This is a genomic window from Erythrobacter sp. THAF29 (assembly GCF_009363635.1).
Lineage (GTDB): Bacteria > Pseudomonadota > Alphaproteobacteria > Sphingomonadales > Sphingomonadaceae > Erythrobacter.
On sequence record NZ_CP045392.1, the window covers coordinates 1,490,704 to 1,505,782 of the forward strand.

Annotated in this window: 13 protein-coding genes; 7 read left to right on the forward strand and 6 right to left on the reverse strand. The window is 61.4% G+C overall.

From position 1 onward, the window contains the following. From FIU90_RS07235 to FIU90_RS07245, 3 genes are read right to left on the reverse strand one after another with little or no spacing between them, the layout of a single operon-like run. A complete protein-coding gene (locus tag FIU90_RS07235; RefSeq protein WP_152434173.1) occupies positions 1-1,257 on the reverse strand; it encodes a hypothetical protein in 1,257 nt (418 codons plus the stop codon). Then, complete coding sequence (locus tag FIU90_RS07240) at positions 1,254-2,543, reverse strand: glycosyltransferase family 4 protein (RefSeq protein WP_152434174.1); 1,290 nt, start codon at positions 2,541-2,543, stop codon at positions 1,254-1,256. The genes FIU90_RS07235 and FIU90_RS07240 overlap by 4 nt, the downstream gene beginning before the upstream one ends. Further along, the gene (locus FIU90_RS07245; RefSeq protein ID WP_152434175.1) at positions 2,540-4,168 is read right to left on the reverse strand and encodes a hypothetical protein; all 1,629 of its coding nucleotides are present in this window, start codon (positions 4,166-4,168) and stop codon (positions 2,540-2,542) included. The genes FIU90_RS07240 and FIU90_RS07245 overlap by 4 nt, the downstream gene beginning before the upstream one ends. A gap of 143 nt (positions 4,169-4,311) precedes the next feature. Here FIU90_RS07245 and FIU90_RS07250 point away from each other — a divergent pair, with 143 nt between their 5' ends. Beyond that, the gene (locus FIU90_RS07250) at positions 4,312-5,175 is read left to right on the forward strand and encodes a glycosyltransferase family 2 protein (protein WP_172970209.1); all 864 of its coding nucleotides are present in this window, start codon (positions 4,312-4,314) and stop codon (positions 5,173-5,175) included. On the opposite strand, the gene FIU90_RS07255 is transcribed toward FIU90_RS07250, so the two are convergent. From FIU90_RS07255 to FIU90_RS07265, 3 genes are read right to left on the reverse strand one after another with little or no spacing between them, the layout of a single operon-like run. After that, complete coding sequence (locus tag FIU90_RS07255; RefSeq protein ID WP_152434177.1) at positions 5,146-6,390, reverse strand: polysaccharide pyruvyl transferase family protein; 1,245 nt, start codon at positions 6,388-6,390, stop codon at positions 5,146-5,148. The two genes, FIU90_RS07250 and FIU90_RS07255, sit on opposite strands and share 30 nt — an antisense overlap. A gap of 1 nt (position 6,391) precedes the next feature. Beyond that, positions 6,392-7,522, reverse strand: a complete 1,131-nt coding sequence (locus FIU90_RS07260) for an acyltransferase (protein WP_152434178.1) — start codon at positions 7,520-7,522, stop codon at positions 6,392-6,394. Between the two features lie 37 nt (positions 7,523-7,559). Then, complete coding sequence (locus tag FIU90_RS07265; RefSeq protein WP_152434179.1) at positions 7,560-8,270, reverse strand: GIY-YIG nuclease family protein; 711 nt, start codon at positions 8,268-8,270, stop codon at positions 7,560-7,562. 377 nt (positions 8,271-8,647) lie between these two features. Here FIU90_RS07265 and FIU90_RS07270 point away from each other — a divergent pair, with 377 nt between their 5' ends. From FIU90_RS07270 to FIU90_RS07295, 6 genes are read left to right on the forward strand one after another with little or no spacing between them, the layout of a single operon-like run. Next, entirely contained in the window at positions 8,648-9,598 is a 951-nt protein-coding gene (locus FIU90_RS07270; protein WP_234029668.1) for a glycosyltransferase family 2 protein, read from the forward strand. 2 nt (positions 9,599-9,600) lie between these two features. After that, the gene (rfbF, locus tag FIU90_RS07275) at positions 9,601-10,482 is read left to right on the forward strand and encodes a glucose-1-phosphate cytidylyltransferase (protein WP_305038601.1); all 882 of its coding nucleotides are present in this window, start codon (positions 9,601-9,603) and stop codon (positions 10,480-10,482) included. Further along, a complete protein-coding gene (locus FIU90_RS07280) occupies positions 10,448-11,461 on the forward strand; it encodes an NAD(P)-dependent oxidoreductase (protein WP_234029669.1) in 1,014 nt (337 codons plus the stop codon). The genes rfbF and FIU90_RS07280 overlap by 35 nt, the downstream gene beginning before the upstream one ends. Before the next feature lie 10 nt (positions 11,462-11,471). Next, positions 11,472-12,737 carry a class I SAM-dependent methyltransferase gene (locus FIU90_RS07285; RefSeq protein ID WP_152434181.1) on the forward strand — a complete coding sequence of 422 codons (1,266 nt, stop codon included), beginning with the start codon at positions 11,472-11,474 and terminating at the stop codon, positions 12,735-12,737. Next, on the forward strand, positions 12,734-13,966 hold the full coding sequence (locus FIU90_RS07290) for a class I SAM-dependent methyltransferase (RefSeq protein WP_152434182.1): 1,233 nt from the start codon (positions 12,734-12,736) through the stop codon (positions 13,964-13,966). The genes FIU90_RS07285 and FIU90_RS07290 overlap by 4 nt, the downstream gene beginning before the upstream one ends. Continuing rightward, complete coding sequence (locus tag FIU90_RS07295; RefSeq protein WP_234029670.1) at positions 13,963-15,066, forward strand: glycosyltransferase family 8 protein; 1,104 nt, start codon at positions 13,963-13,965, stop codon at positions 15,064-15,066. Before FIU90_RS07290 ends, FIU90_RS07295 begins: the two co-directional genes overlap by 4 nt. Positions 15,067-15,079: the final 13 nt, after the last annotated feature.

Sequence of the window (15,079 nt, forward strand, 5' to 3'; positions counted from 1 at the left end):
TCATCGCTTCGTCGCCCATCCTGCCGATCGGTAGATCGCGCCGCGCAGCGCGATGAGTGCGTCCCTGTTGCGCCGCCCGAAAGCCGACTTCTTCACCCGCTTCTCGATTGCTGAAACCGGGCTGAGATAGGCGCTCTTGGCGAGCGCCTTGTGGCAGGCTGCGACGATATCGGGGCGACGCCCTTTCGCGAGACCCTCGATCTCGCGGATGAAGGACTTGTCGCTCTCTGTGCGCAGGAAGATCGTCGCGATCTTTGCCGGCGAGTAATCCGACCAGTCGAAGGCGACGAACTGCTCTGTCTCGCCGTCGCTGCACAGGTCGAGCGTGACCATCGTGCGCAGGCATTTCGGGCAGTGGCTGCAATTGGAATACCCCACGTCCTCGACGCGGTTGTCGCAAACATTGAGGCTCTCGATGAATTCGGGCGAGCACGCGATGAAGGCGGTCTTTTCCGCGCGCTGGTAGGTCGAGCCATCGTGGATGATCCGCATGCGGTTGCCCGACCAAAGCGGATCGACGAGCGGGCTCGATCCCCACGGCATGAGCCCGCCGAATGTGTGAGAGGAGGCCATCAGCCCCGTGCCGACTGCGCGCGAGAGGATGTGGAGCACGCTCGCCAGCCCGGCACCGTGGCCGACATCGGCCCACCGGTCGGCGAGCTGGCGGTCGAATGTCATCATGTTGGTGAACATCGTCACGAATTCGAGGCCGCGGTGCCTGGCTGAGGCTTCCAGAGTGCTGAGATTGGTCCGATCGAGATCAACCTTGGCGGTCGGCGTGTGGAATATGTGAACCGCGTGCGTGAGCTCGCGTCGCGTCGCGCTTTCAGGCCGGGCCGAGTTGCCGCCACTGTGGCGCAGCAACGTGAACATGCTGTCCACCCCGCCAGAAAGCAGGCATACGGCGCCGGGTGCCGGATCTTTCGGGACCTCACCGGCATCGCGGATACCCCCCAATTCGGGCAATTCGAATTCGGGATACCATTGGCGCATCTGAGCGAGCCCTGAGCGGACATTTCGGTGAAGCAACGGGTCGACCTCGATGTCTCCAAGGTCGATATCCTCGCTCCGAACCAGAGCGAGCATTCCGGCAAGTGGCAGGATCGCTTCGTCGATCTCGCTGATCATCCCCTCGAAAGTTTCGGCTACGAGGAAGAACACGCGCTCGTCGAGATCTCCGCGGTCGGAGGTGAAGCGATAGGTCTTTCCGGTGAGGCCGGCTGGGGGCGGAACGGAATCGCGAGACAGTATGATCATTGCGAAATCGCCTCCTTGGTCCGGCTAAGCGGAATAGTGCTGGCGGGCGAATCCGAGCTCGGTGCGCGGTCGGCGGACAGGACTTCGCGGTAGAGTTCCAGCAGACGCTCGAGCCAGCTTTCGTGGATGGTCGACAAGTCGCTCGTATCCTCGAATGCCCGACGGCTGGCGCGCGCTACGGCCTCATCGTCGTCGAGTGTCCCGATAGCGTCGGCCAGCGATCCGGGTTTCCGGTCCGCTGCAAGGAATGCGCAGCCACGCTCCGCCGCCTCGCGTCCGATGAACGAATCCGCAAAGGCCACCAGCGGCACCCCGCTTTGCAGCGCTTCCAATGCGACAAGGCCGAAGGGTTCGGGTAGCCGGCTCGGCATGACGAGCCCTCGCGCCTTCGAGATCAGCTGCGCGATCTGCTCGTGCGATTTCCAGCCTTCCCACTGCACTTGCGGATACTGCGCGGCGAGGCGCTCGCGATCGGAGCCTTCTCCGATCACCCTGATGGGGCGGCCCGCTTCGATCGCGACCGAGATTGCGAGGTCCGCGCCTTTCTCATGCTCGATCCGCCCGATGAAGAAGACTTCGCGGTTCTTTTCGGCCTGTACACGGTCGCGCACGAATGGCCTCACCGGATTGCGCACCACGCGCATCCGGTCCCTCGAAATCCCCGCCCGCGCAAGGTGATCCGCCATGTAGGGATGGATCATCGCGATTAACGCGCGCGTGCTGCCGAGGTCTAGTGCGGTCTTTTTGACCGCCATCCGCGCGGTCCGAAACAGCTTCTGCGCGTAACTGCGCTTGTCGCAATTTGCCGCGAAACAGCCTGCGCTCATGGGCTTGCGAGTGCAGACCTCGCCATCGACGAAGTCGAAATAGGTCCCGTTCGGACAGGCGTGGAAGAAGTCGTGAGCATGGATCACGAGACTGTCCTCGACGCGCGCCAGAGCCCCCATCACCGATGGCGAGAGGACTTGCGCCCAACCGTGAAGATGGAACACAGTCTCCGGGCCGGCGAATTCGCGGATAACCTTGCAGACGAGAGCATGTGCATCGCGGTTCCACAGGCCCTTCGCCGTGCGGGCAAGGGCGGGAAGCTCGAGCAATGGTCTGCCACCGAGCGCAATCAGTTCGACAGAGGAGGGCAGCTCCGCCTGCGTTCCATCATCGCCGGTGACGTACACCACCTCGTGACCGGCTTCCGAAAGCAGTCGCGCGGAAAGCAACGCTAATGAAGTTGCGCCGCCCAGTGCCGCCGAGCGATCGTTGAGGATGACGATCCGGCGCGGGTTCATGTGGCCCTCACGGCAATGGGACGCGCGCCCAGGAGCTTGGAGCCATAGGCGCGGCGCGCGTCCATTATGAACACGCCGGACGAATGGTCGACATGATGGCAGCCGATCGTGCTTTGCTCGACCTCCGGTTCGATCCGGCGGATCTCGCGCTCGGCATAGGTGTCCATCGAAAGCTCGGTGACTTCGAGCAGTGCAAGGCCATAGCCATAGGAGCCGTGACTGGTGATCTGTCCGGGACGGATAAGACGGCCTTCGCTGACGAAAGGGCGCCCGCCATTTCGGGCACGGGTGGAATCGACAACGACCGGGTTAAGCGGATGCGGCTCGATATTTGCGAGGTCCGGACCGCTCACCTTGAATACATGCAGTTCGGCGCAGTGATCGACGAAATCGTGGCGGCTGAGATTGGTGAAGAGCCAGCACTCGTCATTCCACTCCACGAATACCGTGTCGGCGGCGGACTCGCCTTCGAGGCCTGTCGCGTGAAGTTCCCAGCGGTGAGGGAAATCGGCGCAGCGCCATACCTCTATGCGCTCCCTCTCGTGCGTTTCGGGAATGAGGAAAATTTCGCCGTCGTGCTCGAAGACGAAGGGGTAAGAGCAATGCACATCGCCGAAATCGAGCGGGGTCACATCGATGAGCGTGTCACCCTCGATCCGCCCCACGCAAATGCTTCCCAGCTTGGTGCGGTAATTGTAGGATTCGAAAAAGACCCAGCGCTCGTCCTCTGTCTCAAACAGGAAGGGGTCGGCGCGGAACTCGCCCTTAGGCTGTTTGAGCTCGGTAAGACGTTCGAGGGAAGAACCAAGCACTTCCCCTTCGCCCAGAACCAAAGACCAGTTCTCGGGCTGGGCACCGATTTTCTTGAGGAGACTATCTGCCCCACGGCGCGCGATTCTCGTGCCAAGTCCAAAGCTGTAGCGCAGGCATTCCAGCGGGGTAGGCGAGCGAAGCGGGATCGGCGCGTTATCGAGGCTTGGCGGCACGAAAGCAGCGCCGCGGTCCGGTTGGCGAGCGGTTCGGCGCAGTTCCTTTTCGACCAGGGATGACAGCACGGCCTTGGCATATTCGGCGTTGAAGGTTGCGCTGATTTTCGTGTTGCTCTTGCTCACGGCGAGCAGGCCGCGCGAGCCGCCCGCCCTATGCGCTATGATGCCGCTTTTGGTGATCGGGCGGGCTTCCAGGCATTCTCGAAAGCCGAATGTCCCGACCATATCCGGGCCGCTCACATTGAAGTGATACTCCCACACCTCGTCGCAACGTTCTGAAATCGAGGAGCAATCCATGCCAGGGATGTGGGACAGGACGATATCGATTTGCCCGTCGACCCCGATTGCTTGCGGCGCGATCTTCGGAATATCGGCGAACCGATCGTCGGTGATCGGGATGCCTTGCCGATTGCCTCTAGTGAACAGCCTTTCTTCGAGATCCAAGAGCGCCCGATACACGCGCGAAGGTTTTTGCCTTGGGCCGGAGTGATCGCTTATGAGGAACGTTTCCAGCGAGAAATCCGCAGAGTGCATCAACCGCTCGAACAGGCTGGCTTCCCACGGCTCGAAAACCTGGTCGGAGCCAGCGAGGATGGCGATGCTCAGGGGCCGCCCGGTGTCTGTGTCCGTAGGCATTACCTGACTGTGATACCGCCACTTCAGACGGCAGGCATGGGCTAATAAGTATTACGATTGTTGGTCAGTCCAAATCCGCGCCCAAAGCCGCTAGGTCTTGTCTTCAGCAATGGCCTTGGGCGAGGGAAAACGTGCGAATTGCGGTGATTGTTGCGACCCTGGGACGGCGCGAGGCGGCGGAAGACCTCGTGGCAGACCTGCTTGCGCAGACTCGCCGACCCGACCGCACATTATTCGCCGTGATCGATCCCGACGATGCGCCCGAGAGCGATCCGGTGCTCGGCAACGAAACGCTGGTCTGCGAGCACAAAGGCAGCTGCCACCAGCGGAACCGTGCGATCGATATCGTCGCAGCGAACAGTGACCTGCTGGTCTTTTTCGACGACGATTTCGTGCCTGATCGACACTATCTTGAACGGCTGCATGACGCATTCGAAAGCGACCCGAGCCTGGTGGGCGCGACGGGGCTTGTGGTCGCTGATGGTGTCAACGGCCCCGGCCTGTCGCGCGATGAGGCGCTGGCGGCGATCCGGGGCAAGGCGACGGATTTTCCCGGGGGCGATCTGAACGAAAAGCCGGTATTCGGCCTCTACGGATGCAACATGGCGGTTCGCGCCTCGGCGCTGGGTGACAGACGATTTGACGAGGCGCTGCCACTCTACGGGTGGATGGAGGATCTCGATCTTACCAACCAACTGCTCGCCGAAGGGGAACTGCGCCGAATTGACCGGCTCGTGGGCGCGCACAGAGGCATAAAGGCGGGCCGTACATCGGGCGTGCGGCTTGGATATTCGCAGGTTGCCAACTCGGTCTACCTTATCCGCAAGGGCACCGCGCCCAAGCGCCCGATGTATGAAAATATCGCCAAATACCTGATCGTTAACGGTGTCAAATCGATCTGGCCCGAACCCTTTGTCGACCGCCGCGGGCGGTTGAAAGGGAACCTGGTGGGGATGCTCGACTGGATCAGAGGGCGTTCACGCCCCGACCGAATTCTGGAGCTTTAGCTTTTCCTCGCTTCGTCCCTCGCCCATGCCCGCTGCGAGGTGATCTAGGCACACACCCACTGCTTGCCGCGTCTCCTGCACGACCCTTCGATGCGTGGTCCTGTCGATCCCGTCGCGGTAGGCGCGCGCGACAAGGCTGCAAACTGCATGCGGCGGGCTGTCGACAAGGTCGACCACGAACGGCCCGCGATCGACCGAGTTGAAGAACGCCCGCACCTTCGGATCCCAGGCAAGACCGACATGGGGAATGCGAAAGGCATATGCGAGAATGTTTGCATGGAGCCGGTGGGCAACAACCGCGTCAAACGAGCGAACGATGCCTGCAAGGTCGCGCGGGAGGCGAGGGCGGGGCGATCGCCTGAGCCTCGGGTTTCCGACGCTTTCGAGGACGAGGCCGAGATACTTCTCGTCATCATGCGGGCCGTTTGTGAACAGCGAAACGTCGAAGCCTGATGCCAGCAGGCATCGGGCCAACTGCGCCGATTGATCGAGTGCCCGATCGACATGCCCCAAAGGTACCGCGCTTGAATGTCGATCGAGCGTGCGCGGGTTCACGATGCCCAGTCCCACCAGAGGTCTCACCCTGTCCTCGCCGAACGCGCTTTTGGAATAGACTTCGCCTGCGAGGAGGCCGGGGTCCCGGCAGCGTGCTGCGGTGGCGATGCCGTTCGCGGCGATCTGGCTGTCCCAGTGGGCGACCGAAGCCCCGTCGCGGACAGCGACATGGACGATTTCGAGCGGCTTCAAACCCCGTTTGAACAGCGCTTTCGCAGTTCGGTTCAGGTTCCCGGCAACCCCGACGCCGAACACCGCGAAAGGCCGCCTTGGACGGCGTATTTCCTTTAAGACTCCATTGATCTTGATCGGGAAATTAAAGTCGGCGCCGGCAATTAGCTGTCCGCCGCCAAGAACAATCGCATCCGAGCCCTTAAGCTCTCTTCGCCAATGGCTGCGTAGACGGAACCGAACGAGGGCCGAAAGGATCAGGAACAGGGCAATGCGGCGCAGGAACAAGGGCATCGTGTCGACGACGCGCAGCACACGCCCCCTCGCGGAATCGAGCCCGGTACCGAAGTCCTGACGCCCTGCAAGGTCGACTGATTTTGCGTCCCACCCTGGCCTTTGCCTCGCGATTTCTTCTTCGAGACATTCTGCGATCACGCCGTCACCGAGGTTCGGGCTGTACTTCACATTGAGGATGTCAATGCGCGGCATGTCAGGGCCGCGCCTCTCGCAGCTGGCTTGCAGGCTGCCTCACTCGTGGCGATCCGAGCAGTGCCCGTTTGAGATGACGTTGCGCCCAGCTTTCGAGATACTGCGCCATGAACCATGCGTTGAAGAGCAGGATCGCGAGCATGACGACAAACAGAACCACGGTGTTGGCAATCCAGCCTGCAAGGATCGGCATCAGCGCTGCGCCGAGGACGAAGTGGTTGAGATATAGCGGATACGTCATCAGCCCAATGGGGCGCATGATCGGGCGTACGTCCCGCGTGAATACCCTGTCTCCGAAGCGCGCTCCGAGATAGATGAGCGCGGCTGCGACCGACCAGACTGCGATCGGCGCGAGCGCGGCGGGCATCTGGCCGACATTGTTGAAGATTTGGAGCATGCACAGTGCGCTCAGCCCCATCATCACCCATAGCTTTGAAGAGGTCATTCCCTGGTCGACCGCCTGGTACATCAGCATTCCGAGCGCGAAAAACACGCCTTGGCGCAGCAGCGTCACATCGAACGCGAAAGACCCGAGCGGCAGGGCAGCGCCCATTTGCGCGATCGGGCCGCTTGTCACTTTGCACGCGAAGTAGAACAGTGTGAACGCTCCGCTCGCAGCGCCTAGCAGCAATGCGAACCGGTCGAGCGCGCGCTCAGTGCCACCCAGAATTGGTGCAAGCAGGATTACGAGCGCGGTGCAGAGGTAAAACGCCGCCTCGACCACAAGCGTCCAGACGACACCGTCGATGTATGGTCCCTTGGGCGAGAGCACGAGCGTCTTCAGGAAAGCGGGGAGCAGTTCGCCAAGCGGCTCCCCCCACAGCGCGCGGACGATGAGGGCCAGCGCTGCAGACAGCCACAGGACCGGCAAGAGCCGTATCGCCCGCTTTTTCAGGAACACTCCGAATGTCGATCCGCGCGCGCTCGCAGCGATGACGAAGCCCGACAGAACGAAGAATATCTGAACCCCGACCCATCCCAGCCAACCGACCGGCTGAAGCCAGCCAAGCGGCGCTTCGCTCGCAGGTACGGGCCATGCCGGAACGTTCGCTCCGAACCCGCCGAAATGGAACATCACGACCATCAGGGCCGAGACAAAGCGGATCAGGTCGAGGCCCCAGAAATACCTCAATCAACCACTCCAAACGCGCGAGCCAGAGAAAGACGGCTCATATCTTGTTGTTTCGGACGAACATGATCGGAGACCCCGATCCGTTTTCGGCAGACGCATGTTTCGCGCGCAGCACCCTGTTAATCGCCGGACCTGCATGTTCGCTGCTGGAGGGGTTCAGCCCGTTGGTCTCGGGTATCCAGTATTCTGTCGCCGAAACATCTCGCCAGTCGAAACCGCATGCCTGCATCGCCTTCGCCGATGCCTCTGCGGGGGTTGCTTCAGTGCCGTCGAATTCGACCATTCCGTTTCCGATGGCAGTGCAAGTGAGCGCTTCGTTCTTCGAAAAGTGCAGCTTGGTCCCCGCATCGAGGTTGAGCGCCTCGAACCAGACGGCGTCGTGATACGCCTTGATCTGATCCATCTTGACGCGTTCTCCGGGAGAGATACCTTGTTCCTTGTCGCTAAGCTCGATGACCTCGGTTGCGGCCAGTTCGATCGCGGCGCGAAGGATGTCCGGGTTCAGCTTGAAAAAGTTGGATCCTGGCTTTTCGCAATAGTCGCCGAACAGGAAACGGACATTGCGATCGACCAGCGCGCAGTCTGGCACCAACGCTGCAAAATTGAGCCGATACGGCACCGGCAATTCGCCCCGGTTGATCCGCTCGATCCGCGTGGCGAGATCGTTTCTCGTGGTGAAATCGAACCTTACGAAGCCCGGCATTGCGTCATTCGTCAGGACGAAGACGGTTCCCTCTTTCGCGCTCATCGATGCCTCCTCCCGCACCCCCCACTCGCGGATGCGTATCGGCCCGATATTAAAGGGCGCGCACCCCTCGGGAGCAAAGGATAACAAGGACTAGTTCCATTGCGCCTCATGGGGATTGCCCGAAAGGGGCATTCGCCACGAATTCGGGTGCAAATTGACCTTTCGGGTTAGCGTCCAACCCCTTCGGTCTAAGCACCTTGCGCGTATTCCGGTGTTCGCCGCTCAGCGGTAGACCAAGGCCAGGAAAAACGGGGGCTATCGGCGATAGAGTACGCCAGCGGGTCAGGTCCCTGGTCCACGCGACGGCAATGGCCGCGTGGGGATAATCGCCTGCCGCGCAAGCGGTGTGGCCTAGCTTTTCGAAGTTGGAAGGTGACGTGACCGCAGCAACCCCGAAAGTGACTCTGGCGATGCCCGTCTTCAACGGGTCGAACTATATTCGCGATGCGCTGGACTCGATCCTCGCGCAGACCTTTACCGATTTCGAGCTCGTCGTTTGCGACAATGCATCGACCGATGAAACCTGCGCGATCGTGCAGGAATACGCGGCGAAGGATCCGCGCATTGTCCTGATCCGCAATCCGAAGAATCTGGGCGCATCGGCGAACTACAATCTCGGTTTCGAGCATGGGCGCGGGCGCTATCTCAAATGGTGCGCGCATGATGATCAGTTGAGCGCCAATTTCCTCGCCGAATGTGTGAAGGTGCTCGACGCATCACCCGATGTGGCACTGGCTTTCGGGTCGACGCGAGGCATCACTCCGACGAACGAGATCACTACGCCCACCGGTGCCGACACGCCATCGCTCGACAGCGACGATCCCGCGATGCGTTTCCGCCAGGCGATCGAGCTTGCGGGCACGTGCTTCCCGATCTTCGGCCTGTTCCGGCGCGAGAACCTCGCGAAGTCGACGCTGCACCGTCCCTATTACGGGTCGGACCGCGCGGTGCTCGCCGAGGCGGCGCTGATGGGCAAGTTCGTCCGCGTCGAGGACGCAATCTTCTACAACCGCGAGCACGAACAGCGCTCGATCAACATCGACGACAAGGTGCAGCGCAGCCTGTGGCAGACCGGCAAGAAGAGCCGGGGGGCGGCTGCCGAGCACCTCAATCTCACCCGGCACCTGTTCGAGATTGCCTCGCGCCATGGCGATATCGTCTCGCCCTGGAGGCTCTACGGGCACCTTCTGGGGCGGAGCCTCAGACCACGACAACTCGGCCGTTACGGGCTCGAACTCGCCAACATCGTCTCTCCTGCACTCGCAGGGGGCGTGAAGCGCATGTTCGTCCGTCCCAGCCGCAATCCCGATCCAAGCAAGGCGGTGTGACCATGACCAAGCACGACATGTCCAATGTGAAAGTCGGGATCCTGGCCGGGGGGCTCGGCTCACGGCTTTCGGAAGAAACCGATGTCCGGCCCAAACCGATGGTCGAGATCGGCGACATGCCGATCCTGTGGCACATCATGAAGATCTATTCGCATTACGGCTTCAAGGATTTCAGCATCGCGCTCGGCTATAAGGGCGAATATATCAAACGCTGGTTCCGCGAGCACTTCAGCGTTTCGGGGTCCATCTCGATCGGTACGCGCAATGGATCCTGCGTGCAGCATACGCCCGACTGCGTGCCCGACTGGAACGTCGATCTTGTCGAGACGGGCACGAAGGCGGGGACAGGCGGCCGGATCAAGAAGCTTTCGAGCTGGCTCGGCGACCAGACAGCGATGGTGACGTGGGGCGATGGCGTCGCAGATATAGACATCGCCGCGCTGCTCGCATTCCACAAGTCGCACGGCAAGCTCGCAACGCTCACCGCAGTGCGCCCACCCGCGCGCTACGGCCACCTCGAGTTCGACGGCGATCTTATCACCGAATTCAACGAGAAACCGCAGATCGGCGAGGGCTGGATCAACGGCGCGTTCTTCGTGCTCGAGCCCGAGGTGATGAACTACATCGACCACGAAGAAGAGATGTTCGAGCAGCGCCCGCTTTCGCGGCTCGCGGCCGACGGTCAGCTGATGGCCTACCGCCACACCTCGTTCTGGCAGTGCATGGACACCATGCGTGAAAAACAGGTTCTCAACGAATTCTGGGCGTCGGGGAAAGCGCCCTGGAAGATATGGAAGGACGAAAAACGTGAAAGTGCTTTTGACTGGGAACAGGGGGTACATCGGAACGGTGCTGGCGCCGCGCTTGCTGGAGCGAGGTCATGACGTCAGCGGGCTGGACAGCGGCCTCTTCGATGAATGCGAGTTCCTGAAGCCCGAAGCGGAGATCCCTTCGATCGGCGGGGACGTGCGCGAATTCGTGCGCTCGTCGGGCGCGCTTGATGAGCTTTCGCGTTTCGACGCGGTTCTTCACCTCGCCGGCCTCTCAAACGATCCGCTGGGCGACTATCGTCCGGGTCTTACGCAGGAGATCAACGCGCAGGCTTCGATCGACCTCGCCCGCCTTGCAAAACAGGCCGGGGTCGAACGCTTCATCTACGCCTCGTCCTGCTCGAATTACGGTGCATCGGGCGACGACTTCATCGACGAGAGCGGGGCGCTCAACCCTGTCACTCCCTACGGCACGTCCAAGGTAGAGGCCGAGTTCGCGATTTCGGGCCTCGCTGATGACACCTTCAGCCCGACCTTCCTGCGCGCATCGACCGCATACGGCCTCTCGCCGATGCTGCGCTTCGACCTAGTGGTGAACAACCTCACAGCGTGGGCGACCTGTACGGGTGAGGTCCACCTGAAGAGCGACGGCACGCCGTGGCGCCCGATCGTCCATGTCGAGGATATCGCGCTCGCTTACATCGCATCGCTCGAAGCCGACCGGGCAGACGTACACGGCGAGGTGTTCAATGTCGGCCTGACCACGGAGAATTACCAGATCCGCGAGATCGCCGAGATCGTGCGTGATGTGGTGCCGAACTCGCGCGTCGGGTTCTCCGAGGATGCAAGCCCCGACGTCCGCAATTACCGCGTCGACTGCAACTACATCGCGAGGAAGCTTCACGGCTTCAAACCGCAATGGACCTGCCGCCGCGGGGTCGAACAGCTTTACGACGCCTTCCACTCGAGCGGCCTGACGCTCGACGCCTTCGAAGGTCCGACCTTCAAACGCATCGCCCATGTCCGTCAGCGCGTCGACGAAGGGCATATCGTCGAGGACCTGTTTCCGGTCCGGCACATGGCTCCAGCATGAGAACTGACCAATGAACCAGATCACACTTGAACAGCCCGGCAAATATTCGCGCACCGAGACTTGCTGCCGTTCCTGCGGCGGCGGATCGCTCAAGCCGTTTCTCGATCTCGGCTCGACGCCTCTCGCAGACCGGCTGCTGACGCCCGAAATGCTGCAAGAGGAGGAGCTCACCTTCCCGCTTGTCGTTGCGTTCTGCGAAGATTGCTCGCTGGTGCAGATCCTTGAGACGGTTTCGCCCAACATCCTGTTTGCCGATGCCTATCCTTATTACTCGTCCTTCTCGCCTGCCTTGATGGAGCATTCGCGCGCGAATGCCCTCGCGCGGATGAAGGAGGGCAATCTGGGGCCGGAAAGCCTCGTAATCGAGCTTGCGAGCAATGATGGCTATCTCCTGCGCAACTATCTCGAGCATGGTATCCCGGTGCTCGGAATCGACCCGGCCGATGGTCCTGCCGATGCGGCGCGCAAGATCGGGGTGCAAACCGTGTGCGGGTTCTTCACCGAGGAGCTTGCAGACGACCTCGTCGATGCGCACGGCAAGGCGGATGTCGTCCACGGCAACAATGTCCTGGCGCATGTCGCGGACACCAATGGCTTCGTGTCGGGGATTGGGAAGATCCTCAAGGACGATGGCGTCGCGGTCATCGAGATGCCGTATCTCCTGCCGCTGATCGAGCATGTCGAATTCGACACAATCTATCACGAGCACCTGTGCTATTTCTCGCTCACCGCGCTCCACAAGCTGTTCCGCCGCCACGGCCTCTATCTCAACCGGGTCGAGCAGCTATCGATCCACGGGGGTTCGCTGCGCATCTTCGTCGAAAAGAAGGAAGATGTCGGGGAATCGGTGTCCGCGATGCTGGCGAACGAATCCCATATCGGCCTCGATAAGCCGGAATTCTTCGCCGAGTTTTCCGCCCGGGTAGAGGAGCTGCGCACGAAGCTGCTCGCCATGATCGCCGAGCTGAAAGAGGCAGGACACTCCATCGCCGCCTATGGTGCGGCGGCGAAGGGTGCAACGATGCTCAATTTTTGCGGGCTCGACACCTCGCAGATCGATTTCGTCGTCGACCGCAACGTCAACAAGCAGGGCAAGTTCATGCCGGGCGCGCACCTGCCGATCCTTCCGCCCGAAGCGCTGGTCGAACGCCAGCCGGACTTCGTGCTGATGCTCGCGTGGAACTTCGCCGACGAGATCATCGCGCAGCAACGTGAATACCTTGAGGCCGGCGGACAATTCATCGTGCCCGTGCCCGAACCAAGGATCGTCAAATGAACCTGATCGACAATTCCACGCTTACACACAGCCATTCCGAGATAGAGGATGACGGCGAAGTCTTCGCCTGCCCCAATTGCGGGTCGGGCGGGACGGTGCTGTTTCACGAGGTCCACAATGTCCCGACCAATTCGTGCATCCTCTTCGAAACCCGCGCAGAGGCTATCAATTGCAGTCGCGGCGCGATTGCCCTGCGCTTCTGCGAGGAATGCGGGTTCATCTATAATGCGAGCTTCCGCCAGGACCTGACCGAATATTCGGGCCGCTACGAAGAGACGCAGGGCTTCTCGCCGACATTCTCGCGCTTCCACCGCAATCTCGCGGCCGAAATGGTCGAAAGACACGACCTGAAGGAGCGCGAGGTGATGGAGATCGGATGCGGGAAGGGCGAGTTCCTCGTCCTCCTCTCGCAGCTCGGCGAGAACCGCGGCATCGGCGTCGACCCAAGCGCGCTGCCGGAGCGGCTGGAGGGTGTCGAGGGCGCCGAGCGCGTGACCCTGATCCCCGAATATTTCGAGCCGCGCCACTGCGACGAGCAGCCCGATTTCCTATGCTGCAAGATGACGCTCGAACATATTCCCGAGACGGCGAATTTCATCGAGACCATCCGCGCAGGGCTCGATCCCGACAAGAAAACCGTGGTGTTCTTCCAGGTTCCCGAAGCCGACCGTATCATCCGCCATTGCGCCTTCGAGGATATCTACCACGAGCATTGCTCGTACTTCACCTCCGCTTCGCTTCAATATCTGTTCGAGCAATCGGGCTTCGAGGTTACGCGCACTGCGGTCGAATATGACGACCAATACCTCACCATCGAGGCCGTCCCGGCTAGCGAACCGCTGCTGCCCAATCCGCGCGATGGCAACAGCGATCTTGCCGAGCTCGTTGCGAGTTTCCCCGCGCGGCTCGAGGAGCACAAGCTGCACTGGCGCCATGTGGTCGAGCAGGCCAAGGCCAAGGGGCAGACGGTGGTGTTGTGGGGCTCCGGCTCGAAGGCTGTGTCGTTCCTCACCTCGCTAGGGATTGCCGGAATGGTCGACTTCGTCACCGACATCAATCCCAACCGGCACAACCATTTCATGCCCGGCACGGGCCACTTGATCGTCTCGCCCGACCAGCTCGCCGAGATCGAACCCGGCCTCGTGATCGTGATGAACCGGATTTACGAGGATGAGATCACGGCATCGCTCGAACAGATCGGGGTCGAATGCGTGGTGGAGTGCCTGTGACGAAGATCGTCATCACCACCGCTTCGGATAGCGGATACCTGCCGGCGGCGTGCTGCCAGCTGAAATCGGTCTGCGATCACCTGTCCGAAGGCTACGATGTGAGCCTGAAACTGGTGGCCTGCGACGTCAGCGACAATGACGTTGCAGCGGCGCGCGCGTTTTTTGCCGACAAGGGCGTGCCTGCCGAGGTGATCGTTCCCGATTTCGTCGACGAGAAGATCAAGCCGATCAACCAGCGCTGGCCGCGCGCGGCATATTTGAGGCTCTATTTCGACATGATCTTCGGGGCGGATGTGGACCGCCTGATCTATTTCGATGCCGATACGCGCATCCTCGCGCCGGTCGAACCGCTGATGACCTTCGACATGGAAGGCTATCCGGCGGCGGCGGTGCACGATTTCGTTTATTACCTCACCGGCAATATCCGGCGGCGGCGCAAGGATCTCTTCCTCGCCGACGATGCGCCCTACCTGCAATCGGGGGTGATGGTGTTTGACTGGCCGAAGATGCTCGAGGACGGAGCGCTGGATCGCGCGCGCCAGTTTCTCGCCGACCATCCAGAGAGCTGTATGGAAGCGCCCGACCAAGACGCGCTCAACCACGCGCTGGAGAACAAGTGGAAACCGCTCGATCCGCGCTGGAACCTCCACGAAACCTATCTCAATTTCGGCGGCAAGCTGAAGCCGTGCCTTGAGCATTACACCTCGACAAAGCCCTGGTCGAAGCGCCGTCCCCCGCGCTGGGCGGACGCCGCCGCGTGGTATCGCGAGGAGCTGAAAGGCACGATCTGGGCCGATTTCATCCCGAGCCAGGGGCCGGGCGACAAGATTAACGCGCAGGTCGATTTCCTTAAGTTCCGCTATGCGCCCAAGGTTCGAGATACGCTCGCCCATGTTGCGCCGTTCGCCCTCGACATGCTGAAAGTGCCGCGCGAGCGTACCGATGAAACCGAGCTCCCCTGGGCGCCGCGCAACAGCAAGGATGTCGAGGACATGGCGCGCGCGCTCGTTTCCGAGGCGCATGGCGAGCGCGGCTTCATCCGCCCGCCCGAAGCGGTTCTCGATGGATATGGGCAGGGCAGGCCGATCGGTCTCGCCTGACCGGGCGCCGGTA